The sequence below is a fragment of the Winslowiella sp. 2C04 genome (assembly GCF_050037805.1).
GTDB lineage: Bacteria > Pseudomonadota > Gammaproteobacteria > Enterobacterales > Enterobacteriaceae > Erwinia > Erwinia toletana_A.
Genome location: NZ_CP188300.1, coordinates 4,843,829 through 4,863,240, shown reverse-complemented (window position 1 = coordinate 4,863,240; position 19,412 = coordinate 4,843,829). Strand labels below are relative to the sequence as shown.

Annotated in this window: 15 protein-coding genes and 1 pseudogene; 10 read left to right on the top strand and 6 right to left on the bottom strand. The window is 54.1% G+C overall.

Annotated elements, in window-relative coordinates:
• Window positions 1-61: 61 nt before the first annotated feature.
• From gmk to recG, 5 genes are read left to right on the top strand one after another with little or no spacing between them, the layout of a single operon-like run.
• Window positions 62-685, top strand: coding sequence for a guanylate kinase (gene gmk / locus ACP3TC_RS22095; RefSeq protein WP_313854587.1), 624 nt, complete (start codon window positions 62-64; stop codon window positions 683-685).
• Window positions 686-739: 54 nt separating this feature from the next.
• Window positions 740-1,015: a DNA-directed RNA polymerase subunit omega gene (rpoZ, locus tag ACP3TC_RS22090; protein ID WP_017801603.1), complete on the top strand. Its 276-nt coding sequence runs from the start codon at window positions 740-742 to the stop codon at window positions 1,013-1,015.
• A gap of 21 nt (window positions 1,016-1,036) precedes the next feature.
• The gene (gene spoT, locus ACP3TC_RS22085; protein ID WP_313854591.1) at window positions 1,037-3,151 is read left to right on the top strand and encodes a bifunctional GTP diphosphokinase/guanosine-3',5'-bis pyrophosphate 3'-pyrophosphohydrolase; all 2,115 of its coding nucleotides are present in this window, start codon (window positions 1,037-1,039) and stop codon (window positions 3,149-3,151) included.
• Window positions 3,152-3,153: 2 nt separating this feature from the next.
• The gene (gene trmH, locus ACP3TC_RS22080; RefSeq protein ID WP_313854593.1) at window positions 3,154-3,849 is read left to right on the top strand and encodes a tRNA (guanosine(18)-2'-O)-methyltransferase TrmH; all 696 of its coding nucleotides are present in this window, start codon (window positions 3,154-3,156) and stop codon (window positions 3,847-3,849) included.
• On the top strand, window positions 3,846-5,927 hold the full coding sequence (gene recG / locus ACP3TC_RS22075; RefSeq protein WP_426817263.1) for an ATP-dependent DNA helicase RecG: 2,082 nt from the start codon (window positions 3,846-3,848) through the stop codon (window positions 5,925-5,927). The genes trmH and recG overlap by 4 nt, the downstream gene beginning before the upstream one ends.
• Window positions 5,928-5,931: 4 nt before the next feature.
• On the opposite strand, the pseudogene ACP3TC_RS22070 reads toward recG, so the two are convergent.
• Window positions 5,932-6,597 (bottom strand): annotated as a pseudogene (locus tag ACP3TC_RS22070) (SDR family oxidoreductase).
• A gap of 185 nt (window positions 6,598-6,782) precedes the next feature.
• On the opposite strand from ACP3TC_RS22070, the gene ACP3TC_RS22065 reads away from it, so the two are divergent.
• Both ACP3TC_RS22065 and ACP3TC_RS22060 read left to right on the top strand, forming a co-directional pair.
• Window positions 6,783-8,171, top strand: a complete 1,389-nt coding sequence (locus ACP3TC_RS22065; RefSeq protein WP_313854598.1) for a nucleobase:cation symporter-2 family protein — start codon at window positions 6,783-6,785, stop codon at window positions 8,169-8,171.
• 142 nt (window positions 8,172-8,313) lie between these two features.
• Complete coding sequence (locus ACP3TC_RS22060; protein WP_426817262.1) at window positions 8,314-9,987, top strand: AsmA family protein; 1,674 nt, start codon at window positions 8,314-8,316, stop codon at window positions 9,985-9,987.
• Between the two features lie 43 nt (window positions 9,988-10,030).
• Here the strand turns inward: ACP3TC_RS22060 and fabY are convergent, their stop codons facing one another.
• From fabY to typA, 5 genes are all read right to left on the bottom strand, one after another.
• The gene (fabY, locus tag ACP3TC_RS22055; RefSeq protein ID WP_313854602.1) at window positions 10,031-10,969 is read right to left on the bottom strand and encodes a fatty acid biosynthesis protein FabY; all 939 of its coding nucleotides are present in this window, start codon (window positions 10,967-10,969) and stop codon (window positions 10,031-10,033) included.
• 56 nt (window positions 10,970-11,025) lie between these two features.
• Window positions 11,026-11,463 (bottom strand): D-aminoacyl-tRNA deacylase, encoded by a 438-nt coding sequence (gene dtd, locus ACP3TC_RS22050; RefSeq protein WP_313854603.1) that lies wholly within the window; start codon window positions 11,461-11,463, stop codon window positions 11,026-11,028.
• Window positions 11,460-12,326, bottom strand: coding sequence for a virulence factor BrkB family protein (locus tag ACP3TC_RS22045; protein ID WP_426817261.1), 867 nt, complete (start codon window positions 12,324-12,326; stop codon window positions 11,460-11,462). Before ACP3TC_RS22045 ends, dtd begins: the two co-directional genes overlap by 4 nt.
• An 8-nt stretch (window positions 12,327-12,334) precedes the next feature.
• Entirely contained in the window at window positions 12,335-12,931 is a 597-nt protein-coding gene (gene yihX / locus ACP3TC_RS22040; protein WP_313854604.1) for a glucose-1-phosphatase, read from the bottom strand.
• Window positions 12,932-13,134: 203 nt separating this feature from the next.
• On the bottom strand, window positions 13,135-14,958 hold the full coding sequence (gene typA / locus ACP3TC_RS22035) for a ribosome-dependent GTPase TypA (RefSeq protein WP_313854606.1): 1,824 nt from the start codon (window positions 14,956-14,958) through the stop codon (window positions 13,135-13,137).
• A gap of 434 nt (window positions 14,959-15,392) precedes the next feature.
• On the opposite strand from typA, the gene glnA reads away from it, so the two are divergent.
• The 3 genes from glnA (at window position 15,393) to glnG (ending at window position 19,409) form a co-directional block, all read left to right on the top strand.
• On the top strand, window positions 15,393-16,802 hold the full coding sequence (gene glnA, locus ACP3TC_RS22030; RefSeq protein WP_052902242.1) for a glutamate--ammonia ligase: 1,410 nt from the start codon (window positions 15,393-15,395) through the stop codon (window positions 16,800-16,802).
• Between the two features lie 140 nt (window positions 16,803-16,942).
• The gene (gene glnL, locus ACP3TC_RS22025) at window positions 16,943-17,992 is read left to right on the top strand and encodes a nitrogen regulation protein NR(II) (protein ID WP_313854610.1); all 1,050 of its coding nucleotides are present in this window, start codon (window positions 16,943-16,945) and stop codon (window positions 17,990-17,992) included.
• A 7-nt stretch (window positions 17,993-17,999) separates the two neighbouring features.
• The gene (glnG, locus tag ACP3TC_RS22020; protein ID WP_313854612.1) at window positions 18,000-19,409 is read left to right on the top strand and encodes a nitrogen regulation protein NR(I); all 1,410 of its coding nucleotides are present in this window, start codon (window positions 18,000-18,002) and stop codon (window positions 19,407-19,409) included.
• The last annotated feature ends 3 nt before the right edge of the window (window positions 19,410-19,412 follow it).

Genomic DNA, 19,412 nt, shown 5'->3' with positions numbered 1-19,412 from the left:
TGAAGCTGTGTATACTGTGCAGGAAACAGACTCCGCATTTTAAGACACTTCAAGAAAAATCATGGCTCAAGGCACGCTTTTTATTGTTTCCGCCCCTAGCGGCGCGGGTAAATCCAGTCTGATTCAGGCACTGTTGAAAACGCAACCGCTGTACGATACCCAGGTGTCCGTTTCACACACCACGCGTAGCGTTCGTCCAGGTGAGAATCACGGTGAGCATTACTTCTTCGTTTCCAAACACGCGTTTGAAACGATGATTCAGGAAGATGCTTTCCTTGAGCATGCTGAAGTTTTTGGTAATTATTACGGCACATCCCGCAAGGCGATTGAGCAAGTGCTCTCCACCGGGGTGGATGTTTTTCTCGATATCGACTGGCAAGGCGCCCAGCAGATTCGGCAGAGAATGCCACAGGCTCGCAGCATTTTTGTGTTGCCACCGTCCAAAGATGAACTCGATCGCCGTTTACGCGGTCGTGGGCAGGACAGCGAAGAGGTGATCGCGAAGCGTATGGCACAGGCCGTCGCGGAAATGAGCCATTACGCTGAGTACGACTATTTAATTGTGAATGATGATTTTGATCTGGCAGTCTCAGATCTTAAACACATCATTCGTGCCGAGCGTCTGCGAATGGGCCGTCAAAAAGCCCGACATGATGCTTTAATCAGCAAACTATTGGCAGACTGAAGACACTTTCAGTATGATGCCGAGTCATTTCGTCACCCGTGGAGTATCACACTTATGGCACGCGTAACCGTACAGGACGCAGTAGAGAAAATTGGTAACCGTTTTGACCTGGTTCTGGTCGCTGCACGTCGCGCACGTCAGATGCAGGTTGGCGGTAAAGATGCACTGGTTCCTGAAGAAAACGATAAATCTACCGTTATCGCTCTTCGTGAAATCGAAGAAGGTCTGATCACTAACCAGATTCTGGACGTACGTGATCGTCAGGAACAGCAAGAGCAGGAAGCCGCTGAATTACAGGCAGTTACCGCTATCGCTGAAGGTCGTCGTTAATTAGTTGCCGGAAGGCTCGCCTTGTATCTGTTTGAAAGCCTCAATCAGCTGATTGAAAAATACTTGCCTGAGGACCAAATTAAGCGCCTCAAGCAAGCTTACCTTGTCGCACGTGATGCCCACGAGGGACAGACACGCTCCAGCGGTGAGCCTTATATCACTCACCCGGTTGCTGTCGCCTGTATTCTCGCTGAAATGAAGCTCGACCATGAAACACTCATGGCCGCGCTTCTGCATGATGTGATTGAAGACACTCCCGCGACTTATCAGGATATGGAACAGCTGTTTGGCAAAAGCGTTGCCGAACTGGTTGAAGGCGTATCCAAACTGGATAAGCTGAAATTCCGCGATAAGAAAGAGGCGCAGGCAGAAAACTTTCGCAAGATGATCATGGCGATGGTGCAGGATATCCGCGTCATTCTGATCAAGCTGGCCGACCGCACACACAACATGCGTACCCTCGGGTCGTTGCGCCCGGACAAGCGTCGCCGCATCGCGCTGGAAACGCTGGAGATTTACAGTCCGCTGGCTCACCGTCTCGGTATTCATCACCTGAAAACCGAGCTGGAAGAGCTGGGCTTTGAGGCGCTTTATCCTAACCGCTATCGCGTTATCAAAGAGGTCGTGAAAGCGGCGCGTGGTAACCGTAAAGAGATGATTCAGAAGATCCTCTCTGAAATTGACGGTCGCCTGCAGGAAGCCGGTATTTCCTGTCGCGTCAGCGGTCGCGAAAAGCATCTCTACTCGATTTACTGCAAGATGCACCTGAAAGAGCAGCGTTTTCACTCAATCATGGATATTTACGCCTTCCGCGTAATCGTCCGCGATGTGGACACCTGTTATCGCGTGCTGGGCCAGATGCATAGCTTGTATAAGCCGCGCCCAGGACGAGTAAAAGATTATATTGCCATCCCGAAGGCCAACGGCTATCAGTCGCTGCATACCTCAATGATTGGGCCGCACGGCGTGCCGGTTGAAGTGCAGATTCGTACTGAAGATATGGATCAGATGGCAGAAATGGGTGTTGCCGCACACTGGGCTTATAAAGAACAGGGCGAAAGCAGCACTACGGCGCAGATTCGCGCCCAGCGCTGGTTGCAAAGCTTGCTGGAACTGCAGCAGAGCGCCGGTAGCTCCTTTGAATTTATCGAAAGCGTAAAATCCGATCTGTTCCCCGATGAGATTTACGTTTTCACCCCTGAAGGCCGCATCGTCGAACTGCCAGCGGATGCCACTCCGGTCGATTTTGCCTATGCCGTGCATACCGATATCGGTCATGCCTGCGTTGGCGCACGAGTCGATCGCCAGCCTTATCCGCTGTCGCAACCGCTTACCAGTGGCCAGACGGTGGAAATTATTACCGCTCCGGGTGCGCGTCCGAATGCCGCATGGCTTAACTTCGTCGTCAGCTCGAAAGCGCGTGCCAAAATCCGTCAGCTGTTGAAGAACCTGAAACGCGATGACTCCGTCAGCCTTGGACGTCGTCTGCTGAATCATGCGCTGGGCGGCAGCCGTAAACTGGCCGAGATCCCTGCGGAAAATCTTCAGCAAGAGCTTGAGCGTATGAAGCTCGCCTCGCTGGACGATTTGCTGGCAGAGATCGGTCTGGGTAACGCAATGAGCGTGGTCGTGGCGAAGAATCTGCAGCAGAATGAGCAGGTTCCGCCGGTTCAGTCAGCGAATCACTCACGCAGTAAGCTGCCGATCAAGGGTGCCGATGGCGTGCTGATTACCTTCGCCAAATGCTGCCGACCGATTCCTGGCGATCCGATAGTCGCGCACGTCAGCCCAGGTAAAGGACTGGTGGTTCACCATGAATCCTGCCGTAATATTCGTGGCTATCAGAAAGAGCCAGAGAAATTTATGGCGGTTGAGTGGGATAAAGAGACCGAGCAGGAGTTTGTCGCCGAAATTAAGGTGGATATGTTTAACCACCAGGGCGCGCTGGCAAACCTGACCGCCGCCATTAACACCGCCGCGTCGAATATTCAGAGCCTGAATACCGAAGAGAAAGATGGTCGTGTGTATAGCGCGTTTATTCGCCTGACCGCACGTGACCGCGTGCATCTGGCCAACATCATGCGCAAGATTCGCGTTATGCCGGATGTGATCAAAGTTCACCGTAACCGAAATTAAGCATGAATGCCCAACGCTTTGCCCGTATTCAAGAGATGCTTGCCGCACGTCAGCATGATCTGACCGTCTGCATGGAACAAGTGCATAAGCCACATAATGTGTCTGCTGTGATTCGCACGGCAGACGCGGTTGGCGTTCACGAAGTTCACGCCGTCTGGCCCGGTAACCGCATGCGCACTATGGTGTCATCAGCGGCAGGCAGTAACAGCTGGGTACAGGTGAAAACGCACCGTACCATCGCCGATGCCGTCGGCCATCTTAAAGGCCAGGGCATGCAGATTCTGGCGACGCATCTTTCTGATAAAGCAGTAGATTTCCGCGAGATTGATTACACCCGCCCTACCTGTATTCTGATGGGACAAGAGAAAACCGGCATTACGCAGGAAGCGCTTGATCTGGCAGACCAGGATATCATTATTCCGATGATCGGTATGGTGCAGTCACTGAACGTCTCCGTCGCCTCCGCGCTGATTCTGTACGAAGCACAACGCCAGCGCCAGAATGCCGGCATGTACAATCGCACCAGCAGTACTCTTGATTATGCGGAACAACAGCGCCTGCTGTTTGAAGGCGGCTATCCGGTGCTGGCGCGCGTTGCCAAACATAAAGGCCTGCCTTATCCGCTGATCAATGACAGTGGCGAAGTGGTGGCTGATGATGCATGGTGGGCAACCATGCAGGCTTCGGTGAAAAAATGACAGGCCGTCTGCTGGATGCCGTCCCGCTGAGTACACTCTCTGGCGTCGGTGCCAGTCAGGCTGGCAAGCTGGCTAAACTCGGCTTGCACACCGTGCAGGATATACTGCTGCATCTCCCGCTGCGTTATGAAGATCGCACCCAACTCTATTCCATCAACGATCTGCTGCCGGGCATTTATGCCACGGTAGAAGGTGAAGTGCTGCACACCGATATCAGTTTTGGTCGCCGCCGGATGCTGACCTGCCAGATTAGCGACGGCAGCGGCGTACTCACCCTGCGTTTCTTCAACTTCAATGCCGGAATGAAAAATAGCCTGGCAACGGGCAAGCGCGTCACCGCCTACGGCGAGATAAAACGCGGGCAGCGCGGTGCCGAGATTATTCATCCTGAGTATCGCGTACAGGGTGAAAACAGCGTGACCGAGTTACAGGAGACGCTGACGCCGGTTTATTCCACCACTGAAGGCGTACGCCAGGCAACGCTGCGTAATCTTACCGAGCAGGCGTTAACGCTGCTGGAAACCTGCGCCATTGCAGAATTGCTGCCACCCGATCTAAGCCAGGGCATGATTAGCCTGCTCAATGCGTTGCGCACGCTGCACCGCCCTCCGCCGGATATGGCTCTGGCCGATCTGGAAAGCGGTAAACATCCGGCGCAGCGCCGGCTGATTATGGAAGAGCTGCTGGCGCACAATCTCAGTATGCTGGCGGTACGCGCCGGCGCCCAGCGCTACCATGCGCTGCCAATGCCTGCCAGGCATGAGCTCAGTGATAAGCTGCTGGCCGCATTGCCGTTTAAACCAACCGGCGCACAACAACGGGTAGTTACAGAGATAGAACGTGACCTGGCGCATGACTATCCGATGATGCGTCTGGTCCAGGGGGATGTCGGTTCAGGCAAAACTCTCGTCGCCGCGCTGGCAGCTCTCAATGTCATTGCTTATGGCAAGCAGGTGGCGCTGATGGCGCCAACCGAACTGCTGGCAGAACAGCACGCCAATAATTTTCGCCAGTGGTTTGCTCCCTTAGGGATTGAAGTCGGCTGGTTGGCAGGTAAGCAGAAAGGTAAAGCGCGTCAGGCACAGCAGGAAGCGATTGCCAGTGGTCAGGTGTCGATGATTGTCGGCACCCATGCGATTTTCCAGGAGCAAGTGCAGTTTAATGGCCTGGCGCTGGTGATCATTGATGAGCAGCACCGCTTCGGCGTTCACCAGCGTCTGGCGCTGTGGGAGAAAGGCGAGGAACAGGGTTTCCATCCGCATCAGCTGATTATGACCGCGACACCTATTCCGCGAACCCTGGCAATGACTGCCTATGCCGATCTCGATACCTCAACCATCGATGAGCTGCCGCCGGGACGTACACCGGTAACCACCGTGGCGATTCCCGACACCCGTCGCGCCGATATTATCGCCCGGGTGAAAAGTGCCTGTGGCGAAGAGGGGCGTCAGGCTTACTGGGTCTGCACACTGATTGAAGAGTCAGAATTGCTGGAAGCACAGGCCGCCGAAGCGAGCTGGGAAGAGCTGAAAATTGCACTGCCGGATCTCAATGTTGGACTGGTACATGGCCGCATGAAGTCACAGGAAAAACAGGCAGTAATGCAGTCATTTAAACAGGGCGAGATCCAGCTGCTAATTGCCACCACGGTTATCGAAGTGGGGGTAGATGTACCGAACGCCAGCCTGATGATTATTGAAAACCCGGAACGACTGGGTCTGGCGCAGTTGCATCAGCTGCGTGGCCGCGTTGGTCGTGGCGCTGTCGCATCACACTGTGTGCTGCTGTATAAAGCGCCCCTGAGTAAAACCGCGCAGAAACGTTTGCAGGTACTGCGCGACAGCAATGATGGCTTTGTTATTGCTCAGTGCGACCTGGAAATCCGTGGCCCGGGTGAAATGCTCGGCACCCGGCAGACCGGTAATGCCGAGTTTAAAGTCGCCGATCTGCTGCGCGATCAGGCGATGATCCCGGAAGTTCAGCGCGTGGCGCGCCATATCCACCAGCATTATCCGCAACAGGCACAGGCGTTGATTGAGCGCTGGCTGCCAGAAACCGAGCGTTATACCAACGCCTGAGTGTTTAGCGACCGCTGTACGCGCCGATCTGCTGCACTGCGCTGTCGATCGGCTGCTGCCCTTGCGTCAGCTCAATAATCACTCGCTTCACTTCAGGGTGCTCGACCAGGCTATGTAATACCGCCGCCACATCTTCGCGCGGGATTTCACCATAGGCGATAGCCAGCCCGACATTCACTTTACCGCTGCCCGCTTCATTGGTCAGAGTGCCGGGACGTAAAATTACCCAGTCCAGATCGGTCGCAGCCAGCATTACATCCGCCTGGCGCTTAACCTTCATATAGTGCTCAAAAGTGGGCGAAATCTGTTTGCCGCGTCCGGCATCCGGAAACGCAGAAACCAGTATAAAGCGTTTAACACCCGCGATACGCGCCGCTTCTGCCGCGATCTGCGCGCCACGACCATCAATACCGTCGGTTAACTCAACGCCTGCACCGGCCGCACCGGCGGAAAACACCACCACATCACTGCCCTGCATTGCCTGTGCGAGGCTCTAAGCATTCGTGGTCAGCAGATCAAGCTCAACCGGCCTGACCTTATCCTCCGCCAGCTCGGCGGCCTGCTCCGGTTTACGGTGCAGCCCGGTCACCTGATGGCCAGACGCACTCAGTTGTTTTCTCAGTCGGCGACCCACGCCGCCAGTTGCTCCAATAATAAAAACCTGACTCATCGCTGCCTCATATTTTGTTACCCGCAATATCACGGACTGATTTAAGCGTAGTGCCATTCTGGCAGTCAGATTAAGCCTGATGTGCGGTAGTTTCTCTGGCTGATTATCAACACAGCATTGGCAAACGATTGCTTTTGACTGGCAGATGATTAAAATCGCCACTTTGTTGCCAGGGAACCGTGAAAATGTCCGCCGATACTGATGCTGTTGCAGCGAATCGTAACCCAATACCAAACACTAAAAGTGAGCTGATTTACCGTCTGGAAGACCGACCGCCGCTGCCGCAAACGCTGTTTGCCGCCGGTCAGCATCTGCTGGCGATGTTTGTCGCCGTGATTACTCCGGCACTACTGATTTGTCAGGCTCTGGGATTACCAGCGCAGGATACTCAGCACATTATCAGCATGTCACTGTTTGCCTCTGGCGTAGCGTCGATTCTGCAGATCAAAACCTGGGGGCCGGTCGGCTCGGGCTTGCTGTCAATTCAGGGCACCAGTTTTAACTTTGTTACGCCGCTGATTATGGGTGGGCTGACGCTGAAAAATGGCGGAGCCGATGTTCCGACGATGATGGCAGCGCTGTTTGGCACTCTGATGGTTGCCTCCTGCACTGAGATGCTGCTGTCACGCGTATTACATCTCGCCAGACGCATTATCACGCCGCTGGTATCCGGCATTGTGGTGATGATTATTGGCCTGTCACTGATTCAGGTTGGCCTGACGTCTATCGGCGGTGGCTTTGCCGCGATGAACGATCACACTTTCGGCGCGCCTAAAAATCTGCTGCTGGCCGGTGCGGTGCTGGCGGTTATTATCCTGCTGAATCGCCAGCGCAATGCTTATCTGCGCGTCGCCTCACTGGTAATCGCCATGGCGGTCGGCTATCTGCTGGCCTGGGCGCTCGGCATGTTGCCGCAGAATATTGCGGCAACCGAAAGTCCGGTGGTGGCGATACCGACTCCGCTTTATTACGGCCTCGGCTTTGACTGGAATCTGCTGATTCCGTTAATTCTGGTGTTTATGGTGACCTCGCTGGAAACCATCGGCGATATTACCGCTACCTCCGATGTGTCCGAGCAGCCGGTAAGCGGCCCGCTGTATATGAAGCGTCTGAAAGGTGGCGTGCTGGCAAATGGCCTCAACTCCTTTGTCTCGGCACTGTTTAATACCTTTCCCAACTCCTGCTTTGGTCAGAACAACGGTGTAATCCAGCTTACCGGCGTCGCCAGTCGCTATGTCGGATTTGTCGTCGCACTGATGCTGATCGTACTCGGTCTGTTTCCGGCGGTGAGCGGTTTCGTACAGCATATCCCGGAACCGGTACTGGGCGGCGCGACTATCGTGATGTTTGGTACCATCGCCGCATCCGGCATACGCATCGTTTCGCGCGAACCGTTAAACCGCCGCGCGATTATGATTATTGCCTTATCTCTGGCAGTGGGCCTTGGCGTTTCGCAACAACCGCTGATTCTGCAATTCGCCCCTGACTGGCTGAAAACCCTGCTCTCTTCCGGTATCGCCGCAGGCGGTATTACCGCCATTATGCTGAATCTGATTTTCCCGCAAGAGAAGTAACCCCGCCCGGGCGAGGCTGACCTCGCCCACAATTCTTATCGACTTTTCATTGAGTTTGTCTGACTTTACACCCAGGATGTTGAGCTGGGTGAGTAATTCAGGCATAACAAACGGATACCGGAAATTCATAGGGAAAGGTGCGATGAAATTTATCGGAAAATTTTTTCTGACGCTGCTGTTACTGGTGCTGTTAGTGCTGATAACACTGTTTTTACTGCTGCAGACCCGTTGGGGTGCTGACTGGACCAGTCGCTGGATAAGCGATCGTACCGACTATCACTTGTCTGTGGCTAAAGTTGATTATCAGTTATCTTCGCCTTCGCATCTGATACTGAATAACGTTACCTTTGGCCATGATGGCCAGCCTGCGGTACTGGTAGCCGAACGCGTAGATCTCGGCTTTGCACTGCGCCAGTTTAGCGAGCCGCTGCATTTTGATAGCGTTGAGCTTAACGATGGCACCATGAACGTTTCCGACAGCAGCGTCGCATGGCCAATGCAGGCTAACCGTCTGCAGCTAAACAATATGGCGATCGCCAGCCCACATAGCGTGCTGCCAGTCAGCGCAGAGCGGGTTAACGGCGGCGTAATGCCGTGGCAGCCAAAAGTCGGTAATGTGCTGGGCGATACCACCAGCTTCCAGCTGAGCGCCGGCTCGATGGCGCTCAATGGCGTTACCGGTAATAACGTTTTACTACAGGGCCGCATCGACAATAAGCGTCTGGTGTTCAGCAATATCGGTGCAGACCTGTCGCGCGGTTCAATGACCGGAAACGCCGAGCGCGATGAGCAAGGTAACTGGCGCATCGCCAATCTGCGGCTGAATGATATTCGTCTGCAATCCAGCCAGTCGTTAACTGCGTTTCTCGCCCCGCTGCTCGCTCTGCCGTCGGTGCATTTTGAGCGGGTTGATATCACCAATGCTCGGGTGCAGGGGCCAGACTGGGCGGTTACCGATCTCGGCCTGTCGCTGAAAAACCTGACTCTGCGCGACGGCGACTGGGAGAGCAATGGTGGTTCGCTGTCGATGAACGCCAGCAGCTTTATCAATGGTCAGCTGCAATTCGATGATCCGATTGCTAACCTAGAATTTTCACCGCAGGGCATCCGCATTTCCCAGTTCAGCTCCCGCTGGGCAAAAGGTTTAATCCGCACGCAGGGCGAGTGGGATCGCAGCCAGAAACGGCTGGCGCTGGATGAACTGGTGATTGCCGGGCTGGAGTATACCTTGCCAGACAACTGGCGCGACCGCTGGATGCAGCAGCTTCCCGACTGGTTAAGTAGCGTTACGGTTGATCGCCTTTCCGCCAGCCGTAATCTGATTATTGATATCAATCCTGCCTTCCCTTTCCAGATGACCTCGCTGGATGGCAACGGCAGTGACCTGATGCTGGCGCGCAATCATCAATGGGGCGTCTGGTCCGGAAAACTTAATCTTAATGCGGCAGAAGCCACCTTTAACCGCAGCGATGTGCGTCACCCTTCACTGGCGTTAACCGCCGATGATAAGCAGATTAACGTCACTGAAATGAGTGCCTTTGCCGGTGAAGGTATGGTGGAAGGCACTGCCACAGTATCGCAGCAGCCAGCGCGTGCGCTGTCGTTGACTCTGAATGCGCGCTCGGTTGACACGGATATGCTGCATAACTGGGGCTGGCCAGCGGTTCCGCTGGAAGGCAAAGGCAATATGCAGCTGAAACTGAATGCCAGCCTGGCTGCCGGTACGCCATTGCGACAGAGCGCCAGCGGCACCCTTTCAGTAACGGCTAATGAGCAAAATGTGCAGCAGACGATGGTACATGGCGAGGTTGATTAATCCTTAGTGCCGGGCGGTGTTGACACCGCCCGCAGAGATAAGCTCAGGAGCCGGAGCCACCCTCTTCCAGCGGCCCGTCAGGATCGGCGGGCAGCACGATAAACACCCCTTCAAAAACCGCCCCCAGCAGATCGTTACCGAACAGTTCAACTTCAAGCTGCACGCGTGCTTTACGTCCACGCGCCAGTCGATCGAGATCGCCACTTAGCGATCCAAGATTTGCCACCGCTCCCGGTTTACCGGTAATCGCGTGGCTGTAACGAATATGCGCATCGGCAAGGATAATCGTTCCCCCCAGATGGCGTTCGCGCAGCAGCAACCAGATCAAGCCCCATCCGGTCAGCGTCGCCAGCGAGAACAGGCTGCCGGCAAACAGCGTGTGGTGTGGATTCTGGTTGCCGGTCTCCGGCATGGTAGTGATAAATTTCTGCCCGGTGTACTGGGTAATACGCACACCCATTTTTTCGCTTAACGGAATATGTTCGTACCACGCTTGCTGCAACTGACCGCACCAGTCGGCGCGATGCAAAATATCATCCAGTGTCACAACCGGTTTGATCATCAGAAAGTGGCGCACCGGTGTGGTCTGTGGCGCAGTAATTTCACCCTGATTGATGTAACCCAGCTTGGCGAAGAACTCCACCGCATCCTCACGCGCGCTGCATACCACGCGCTTAACGCCTTCCTGCCGCGCCACCGACTCCAGCGTCATCGCCACCAGCGTGCCGAGTCCCTTCCCTTGCACTGAAGGATGCACCGCCATAAAGCGTATCGCTGCTTCGTTATCGCCATTGATATAGAGGCGACCAATGGCTACCGGTTTTCCCTGCTCATCGACCACCATCTGATGGTGCGCCATCGCGTCCCATGCATCGCGTTCAGACCCCTGCGGCTGGTGCAGTGGCTTGCGCAGCATCTCCCAACGAAACTGATAATAGATATCCAGCTCTTCTGCTGTTTCAGGTACACGGAGGTGATACATAAAGTGATTCTCTCTTTCAGAGCTCGCCGCTGTCCATTGCCGCTCGGCTAATTGCTTCACACCTGTAACCAAAAGGTGACCGGGCCGTCATTCACCAGCGAGACTTTCATATCCGCCGCGAAGCGGCCAGTTTCCGTTGCGATGCCTTTTTCCCGGCAGCATCCGACGAAATAGTTGTACAGCCGCTCAGCCTCAGCGGGATCGGCTCCGCCGGAAAAGCTGGGGCGCATACCTTTGTTAGTGTCGGCGGCGAGGGTGAATTGCGAAACCACCAGCACACTGCCACCCGCCTGCTGAACGTTAAGATTCATCTTGTCGTTTTCATCGCCGAAGATGCGATAGCCTAAAACGCGTTCACACAGACGCACAGCTTGCTGTTCGGTATCGCCTTTTTCCACACCCAGTAAGATCAGCAGTCCCGGTCCGATTTCACCGGTGGTCTCTCCCGCCACCGTGACGCTGGCGCTCAACGCCCGCTGTATTAACGCAATCATGGTTCCTCGCCTGCCTGTTCTTGTTCTTTCCGTCGCAGCTGGCGGTATTCATCCAGCGATACGGTAATCTCTGCCCCCAAAAGCACGATACACCAGGTCCAGTAAACCCATAAAAAAAGAATGGGAATAACCGCCAGCACACCGTAAATCAATTGGTACGATGGAAACATCGTAACATAGAGCGCGAAGCCTTTTTTACCCAGCTCAAAAAGTAGCCCGGCGACCAGTGCACCAATTAGCGCATCACGTGGCGGCACCCTGGTGGTCGGCACCGTGCTGTAAAGCAGCCAGAACGCCAGCCACGACAGTAACAGTGGGAAAATACGCAGCAGTTGATCTACCAGCGTTGTCACGCCGGTCACCTCTACCCAGCGCATCGACAGCAGATAAGAGCTGATCGCCAGACTGGCTCCCGCCAGCAGCGGTCCGAGCGTCAGAATCATCCAGTACACGGCAAAAGAGTAAACCAGCGAGCGCTTTTTGCTGCTGCGCCAGATGGCGTTAAGCGCGGTATCGACCGAATACATTAACAGCAACGCGGTAACGATCAGCCCTACCGCACCAATCGCCGTCATTTTATTGACGTTAGCAACAAACTGCTCAAGATAGCGCTGAATGGTGTTCCCGGCCGCCGGCACAAAGTTAGAGAAGATAAAATTCTTTAACTGAATGCTGATATCAGAGAACACAGGGAAAGCGGCGAACAGCGCAAATATCACCGCAATCAGCGGCACCAGCGCCAGCAGCGAAACGTAGGCAAGATTACCGGCGTGGGTTGTCATGCCATCATTCTCTATGCGCCGCCACAAGAGTTTCAGCCAGGCCATCATCACCCGTGCGCCATAACGCGTGCGTTTAGTCACAACCGACCTCAGCGCTGCTGAGCAAAGTAGGCAGGAATTATGCTCGCATCCGTCACATGGATGCTGGTAATCCCCAGCGCGCGCGCCGCTTCAATATTTGGCAGATTATCATCGAAGAATATCGCCTGGTCAGCGGGAATACCTTCCTGTTGCAGCAACTGCTGATAGATAGCCGCCTCTGGCTTGCGCGCACCCATCTCTTGCGACAGATAGAGACGATCGGCAGCCTGCTGCACCTGCGGATACTGCCCCGGCCAGTAGAGACAATGTAAACGGTTAGTATTCGACAGGATTACTACCCGATGCCCCTGCTGACGCAGCTGATGCATCAGCGTCAATACCTCAGGGCGAACACTGACAAATACCGCCTGCCAGCCAGCTGCAAACTGTTCGAAACTCAGCGCGATATCCAGCTCATCACAGATAGCTTCAGCGAACTGCTCATCACTGATTTCCCCGCGTTCATGCTGTTCAAAGCTTTCGCCCATACGGAAGCGGCTCTGCAATGTCGCCAGCGGCACACGCCCGAGATCACTCCATACGCCCAGCACACGGTTGAAATCAATATCAACAATGACGTTACCTAAATCAAAGATATACAGCATGGCCATCTCCTTTTGTTCCGGTGAGCTATTCACTCTAGCGGTAAAAATCGACACTGAACAGCCAGCATGAGACAGGAAGTGCAAAATCGGTATCGGCAGCAAAAAATTTGCGCGCGCAGTGGGGCGAACTTAGAGGTGGAAGATAAGCAGATAAAAAAATGGCCCCGGTAACGGAGCCATTTATTGTTCACGCTAAGCGAGAATTAAACGTCTTTGCTTCCACGAGAAGCACGCTTACGATCGTTCTCAGTCAGGTGACGTTTACGGATACGTACGGAGGTAGGGGTAACTTCTACCAGTTCGTCGTCATCGATAAACTCCAGCGCCTGCTCCAGTGACATTTTCACTGGTGGAACCAGGGTGGTGGCTTCATCCGTACCAGAAGCACGCATGTTGGTCAGTTTCTTACCGGTCAGACAGTTAACAGTCAGGTCGTTAGAACGACTGTGAATACCGATGATCTGGCCTTCGTAAACTTCTGCACCGTGACCCAGGAACAGCTTACCGCGGTCCTGCAGGCTGAACAGGGCAAATGCCACTGCTTTACCCTGGCCGTTAGAGATCAGCACGCCGTTCTGACGCTGGCCGATTTCGCCCGGACGCACGTCGTCGTAGTGGCTGAAGGTGGAGTACAGCAGACCGGTACCGGAAGTCATGGTCATGAATTCGGTACGGAAGCCGATCAGGCCACGTGCCGGGATCAGGTAATCGAGACGAATACGACCTTTGCCATCTGGCACCATGTCTTTAACGTCACCTTTACGCTCACCCATCGCCTGCATCACAGCACCCTGGTGCTGTTCTTCGATGTCCAGCGTCACGTTCTCGAACGGTTCCTGGTTGCGACCGTCGATAACACGGTTGATAACTTTCGGGCGCGATACTGCCAGCTCGAAGCCTTCACGACGCATGTTTTCGATCAGTACAGACAGGTGCAGCTCACCACGACCAGAAACACGGAATGCATCCGCATCTTCAGTTTCGTCAACGCGCAGTGCCACGTTGTGCACCAGCTCTTTGTTCAGACGGTCAAGGATCTGACGTGAAGTCACATACTTACCTTCTTTACCACAGAATGGCGAGGTGTTGACGTTGAAGAACATGGTAACGGTTGGCTCATCAACGCTCAGGGCTGGCAGCGCTTCCACATTCTGCGGGTCGCAGATGGTGTCAGAGATGTTCAGCTCACCCAGACCGGTGATAGCAATGATATCGCCAGCTTCAGCAACGGTCGCTTCGATACGCTCCAGACCCATGTGGGTCAGTACTTTACCGACTTTACCGTTACGGGTTTTGCCTTCGCTATCAATGATAGTGACTTGCTGGTTAGGTTTAACCACACCGCGCTTGATACGACCGATGCCGATAACGCCAACGTAGTTGTTGTAGTCCAGCTGAGAAATCTGCATCTGGAATGGCGCTTCCATTTCTACCTGTGGAGGAGAAACGTGGTCAACGATAGCCTGATACAGCGGGGTCATGTCATCAGCCATATCGGTATGGTCAACACCGGCAATACCGTTCAGGGCTGATGCATAAATAATTGGGAAATCCAGCTGCTCGTCGGTCGCGTCGAGGTTAACGAACAGGTCAAATACCTGGTCGACAACCCAATCTGGACGTGCGCCCGGACGGTCAACTTTGTTGATAACAACAATTGGCTTCAGACCATTAGCAAAAGCTTTCTTGGTCACGAAACGAGTTTGCGGCATCGGGCCATCCATTGCGTCGACAACCAGCAGAACTGAGTCAACCATTGACATCACACGCTCAACCTCGCCGCCGAAATCGGCGTGTCCTGGGGTATCCACGATGTTGATGCGGTAGTCTTTCCAGTTAATGGCGGTGTTTTTGGCGAGGATGGTAATCCCACGCTCTTTCTCCAAATCGTTGGAGTCCATTACGCGTTCGGTTGCTTCGGTGCGGGCATCAAAGGTCCCGGACTGCTGCAGCAACTTATCAACCAGGGTAGTTTTACCGTGGTCAACGTGGGCAATAATGGCGATGTTACGCAAATTTTCGATCACAGCTTTGCCTCAGGCATTAGAAATAGCGCGCTATTGTACACGGATTAATCGAAGGACTGAACAGGATCACAAATTTCATATAAAGATTACTGTCAGGATTGCTTTTGCAGGCATTTACAGTGCAAAGATTGCACTCCGTCGAGAATTTGCACCAAAATAGTGCCCATTAATCATTCAAAAGCACCAAAATGGTGCGCGACATCCATCATGGTGCATCTCTCGTCTCACGAGAGAGCGCATAATAGCGCCTTTTTACCCAAATAAAAAAGTTGGCATAGATTTCGCTTTAGTCTGACTAAGCGAAAACGGCAGTTTCCACAACGGTTGATAGCTTGTCTGAGATCTTTATTATCAGGTGTACGCGACAATTTACGCGTACCGAACGATGAAGTTCTCGAACCACGACAACAATGAAAATTCCAGGAGAGTTAAGTATGTCCGCTGAACACGTTCTGTCGATGATTAACGAGCATGAAGTGAAATTTGTTGATCTGCGTTTTACCGATACCAAAGGTAAAGAACAACACATCACTATCCCAGCTCACCAGGTAAATGCTGACTTCTTCGAAGAAGGCAAAATGTTCGATGGCTCCTCCATCGGCGGATGGAAAGGTATCAATGAATCAGATATGGTTCTGATGCCAGATGTCAGCACTGCTGTTCTGGACCCATTCTTCGCAGACCCAACTCTGATCATCCGTTGTGACATCCTTGAGCCAGGCACCATGCAGGGCTATGACCGTGACCCACGTTCAATCGCCAAGCGTGCAGAAGATTTCCTGCGCTCTTCCGGTATCGCAGATACCGTGCTGTTTGGACCAGAACCAGAATTCTTCCTGTTTGACGACATCCGTTTCGGCAGCAGCACTTCCGGCTCGCATGTTGCTATCGACGATATCGAAGCAGCGTGGAACACCGGTAAAGAATACGAAGGCGGTAACAAAGGCCATCGTCCAGGTCTGAAAGGCGGTTACTTCCCGGTGCCACCAGTCGATTCAGCACAGGACATTCGTTCTGCCATGTGTCTGACCATGGAGCAGATGGGCCTGGTCGTCGAAGCGCATCACCACGAAGTGGCTACCGCTGGTCAGAACGAAGTGGCTACCCGCTTCAACACCATGACCAAAAAAGCTGACGAAATTCAGATCTACAAATACGTCGTGCACAACATTGCTCACGCCTGGGGCAAAACTGCCACCTTTATGCCAAAACCAATGTTCGGTGACAACGGTTCAGGTATGCACTGCCATATGTCCCTGTCCAAAGGCGGCACCAACCTGTTCGCTGGCGACAAATACGGCGGCCTGTCCGATATAGCTCTGTACTACATCGGCGGTGTTATCAAGCACGCTAAAGCGATTAACGCCCTGGCGAACCCAACCACCAACTCTTACAAGCGTCTGGTTCCGGGTTATGAAGCTCCAGTTATGCTGGCTTACTCTGCGCGTAACCGCTCTGCTTCAATCCGTATCCCAGTTGTTGCCAGCCCGAAAGCACGTCGTATCGAAGCTCGCTTCCCGGATCCAGCGGCTAACCCATACCTGGCGTTCTCTGCGCTGCTGATGGCTGGCCTCGACGGCATCATCAACAAGATCCATCCTGGCGATGCGATGGATAAGAACCTGTATGACCTGCCGCCGGAAGAAGAAGCTGAGATTCCAAAAGTAGCGGGCTCTCTGGAAGAAGCGCTGAATGCACTGAACGAAGACCGTGAGTTCCTGACTCGTGGCGGCGTATTCACCGACGACACTATCGATGCTTACATCGAACTGCGTAAGTCTGAAATGGACCGCGTTCGTATGACTCCGCATCCGGTAGAGTTCGAGCTGTACTACAGCGTTTAATAAGTTTGACGTTTTTTGTTGCCGTGGAAACTTTCAGCCCATCTTCGGATGGGCTTTTTTCTCCACTCATTCACCGTGCGGACTGACGCGTAACCGGCTCCGGGACTATAATGCACTAAAATAGTGCAGGGGAACGCTGTATGGTAACTGGCACGCTGCCCGATGCTGGGCAGATTCTCAACTCTCTGATTAACAGTATTTTGCTGGTCGATGACGAATTGGTGGTGCATTACGCCAATCCGGCAGCACAGCAGCTACTGGCGCAAAGCTCTCGCAAGTTATTTGGCACACCGCTGCCGGACTTAATGGGCTATTTCTCGCTGAATATCGACGTGATGCGGGAAAGCCTTGATGCGGGTCAGGGGTTTACCGACAGTGAAGTGACGCTGGTGGTCGACAGCCGCGCGCATATTATGTCGCTGACGGCACAACGTCTGCCAGAAGGTTTAATCCTGCTGGAGATGGCGCCGATGGATAATCAACGCCGCCTCAGTCAGGAACAGATTCAACACGCTCAGCAGGTTGCCGCGCGTGATTTAGTACGCGGTCTGGCACATGAAATAAAAAATCCGCTGGGTGGATTACGCGGTGCGGCGCAGCTACTGGCGAAAGCCCTGCCCGACCCGGCATTAACCGAATACACCAAAGTGATCATTGAGCAGGCTGACCGGCTGCGCAATTTAGTTGATCGCCTGTTAGGGCCGCAACAGCCCGGAATGCATGTGACGCAAAGCATTCATCAGGTTTCCGAACGGGTGGTGAACCTGGTATCAATGGAATTGCCGGACAACGTGACGCTGGTGCGTGATTACGACCCAAGTTTACCTGAATTAGCGCATGACCCCGATCAGCTTGAGCAGGTGCTGCTGAATGTGGTGCGCAACGCGCTACAGGCGCTGGGTGAAACTGGTGGAACCATCACTTTACGTACGCGCACAGCCTTTCAGCTGACACTGCATGGCGTACGTTATCGCCTGGTGGCACGCATCGATATTCAGGATGACGGCCCCGGCATTCCGGCACAACTACAGGATACGCTGTTCTATCCGATGGTCAGCGGGCGCGAGGGTGGCACCGGTTTAGGATTATCCATTGCCCGTAGCCTGATCGATCAGCACTCAGGAAAAATCGAATTTAACAGTTGGCCTGGTCATACCGAATTTTCGGTTTATCTGCCTATTCGCCAGTGAGGTTTCTATGCAACGAGGGATAGTCTGGATCGTCGATGACGATAGCTCCATCCGCTGGGTGCTTGAACGTGCGCTCACTGGAGCCGGTTTAAGCTGCGCGACGTTTGAAAGCGGCAACGAGGTGCTGGATGCGCTCGCAACCAAAACCCCGGACGTTTTATTATCTGATATTCGCATGCCAGGCATGGATGGCCTGGCGCTACTTAAGCAGATCAAACAGCGCCACCCGATGCTTCCGGTCATCATAATGACCGCGCACTCCGATCTGGATGCCGCCGTCAGCGCCTACCAACAGGGTGCATTTGACTATCTGCCGAAACCGTTTGATATCGACGAAGCGGTCGCGCTGGTTGAGCGCGCTATCAGCCACTATCAGGAACAACAGCAACCGCGTAATCAGCCGGTTAATGGCCCGACTACCGATATTATCGGTGAAGCGCCAGCCATGCAGGATGTGTTTCGTATTATTGGCCGCCTGTCGCGCTCCTCGATTAGCGTGCTGATTAACGGCGAATCCGGCACCGGTAAAGAGCTGGTAGCGCATGCCCTGCATCGCCACAGCCCACGCGCCAAATCGCCGTTTATCGCGCTGAATATGGCGGCAATTCCCAAGGATTTGATTGAGTCAGAACTGTTTGGCCATGAGAAAGGGGCTTTTACCGGCGCGAATCAGATCCGCCAGGGCCGCTTTGAACAGGCCGATGGCGGCACGCTGTTCCTCGACGAAATTGGCGATATGCCACTCGACGTGCAAACCCGCCTGCTGCGCGTACTGGCTGATGGTCAGTTCTACCGCGTCGGCGGCTATGCGCCGGTTAAAGTGGATGTGCGCATCATTGCCGCTACCCACCAGAATCTTGAGCTGCGCGTGCAGGAAGGTAAGTTCCGTGAGGATCTGTTCCACCGCCTGAATGTTATCCGCGTTCATCTGCCGCCGCTACGTGAACGTCGTGAAGATATTCCGCGTCTGGCACGCTACTTCCTGCAGGTTGCGGCGCGTGAGTTAGGCGTTGAAGCGAAAATTCTGCATCCGGAAACCGAAACCGCATTAACCCGCCTGCACTGGTCAGGTAACGTGCGCCAGCTGGAAAATACCTGCCGCTGGTTAACGGTGATGGCCGCAGGCCAGGAAGTATTGATTCAGGACTTGCCGCCGGAGCTGTTTGAAACCTCGACGCCGGACAGCCCGGTGCACTCGCTACCGGACAGCTGGGCAACACTGTTAGCGCAGTGGGCCGATCGTGCCTTGCGTTCCGGTCATCAAAACCTGTTATCCGAAGCGCAACCGGAAATGGAAAGAACGCTGCTGACCACTGCCCTGCGCCATACGCAGGGGCACAAGCAGGAAGCCGCACGATTGCTCGGTTGGGGCCGGAATACCCTGACGCGTAAGTTGAAAGAGCTGGGAATGGAATAATAC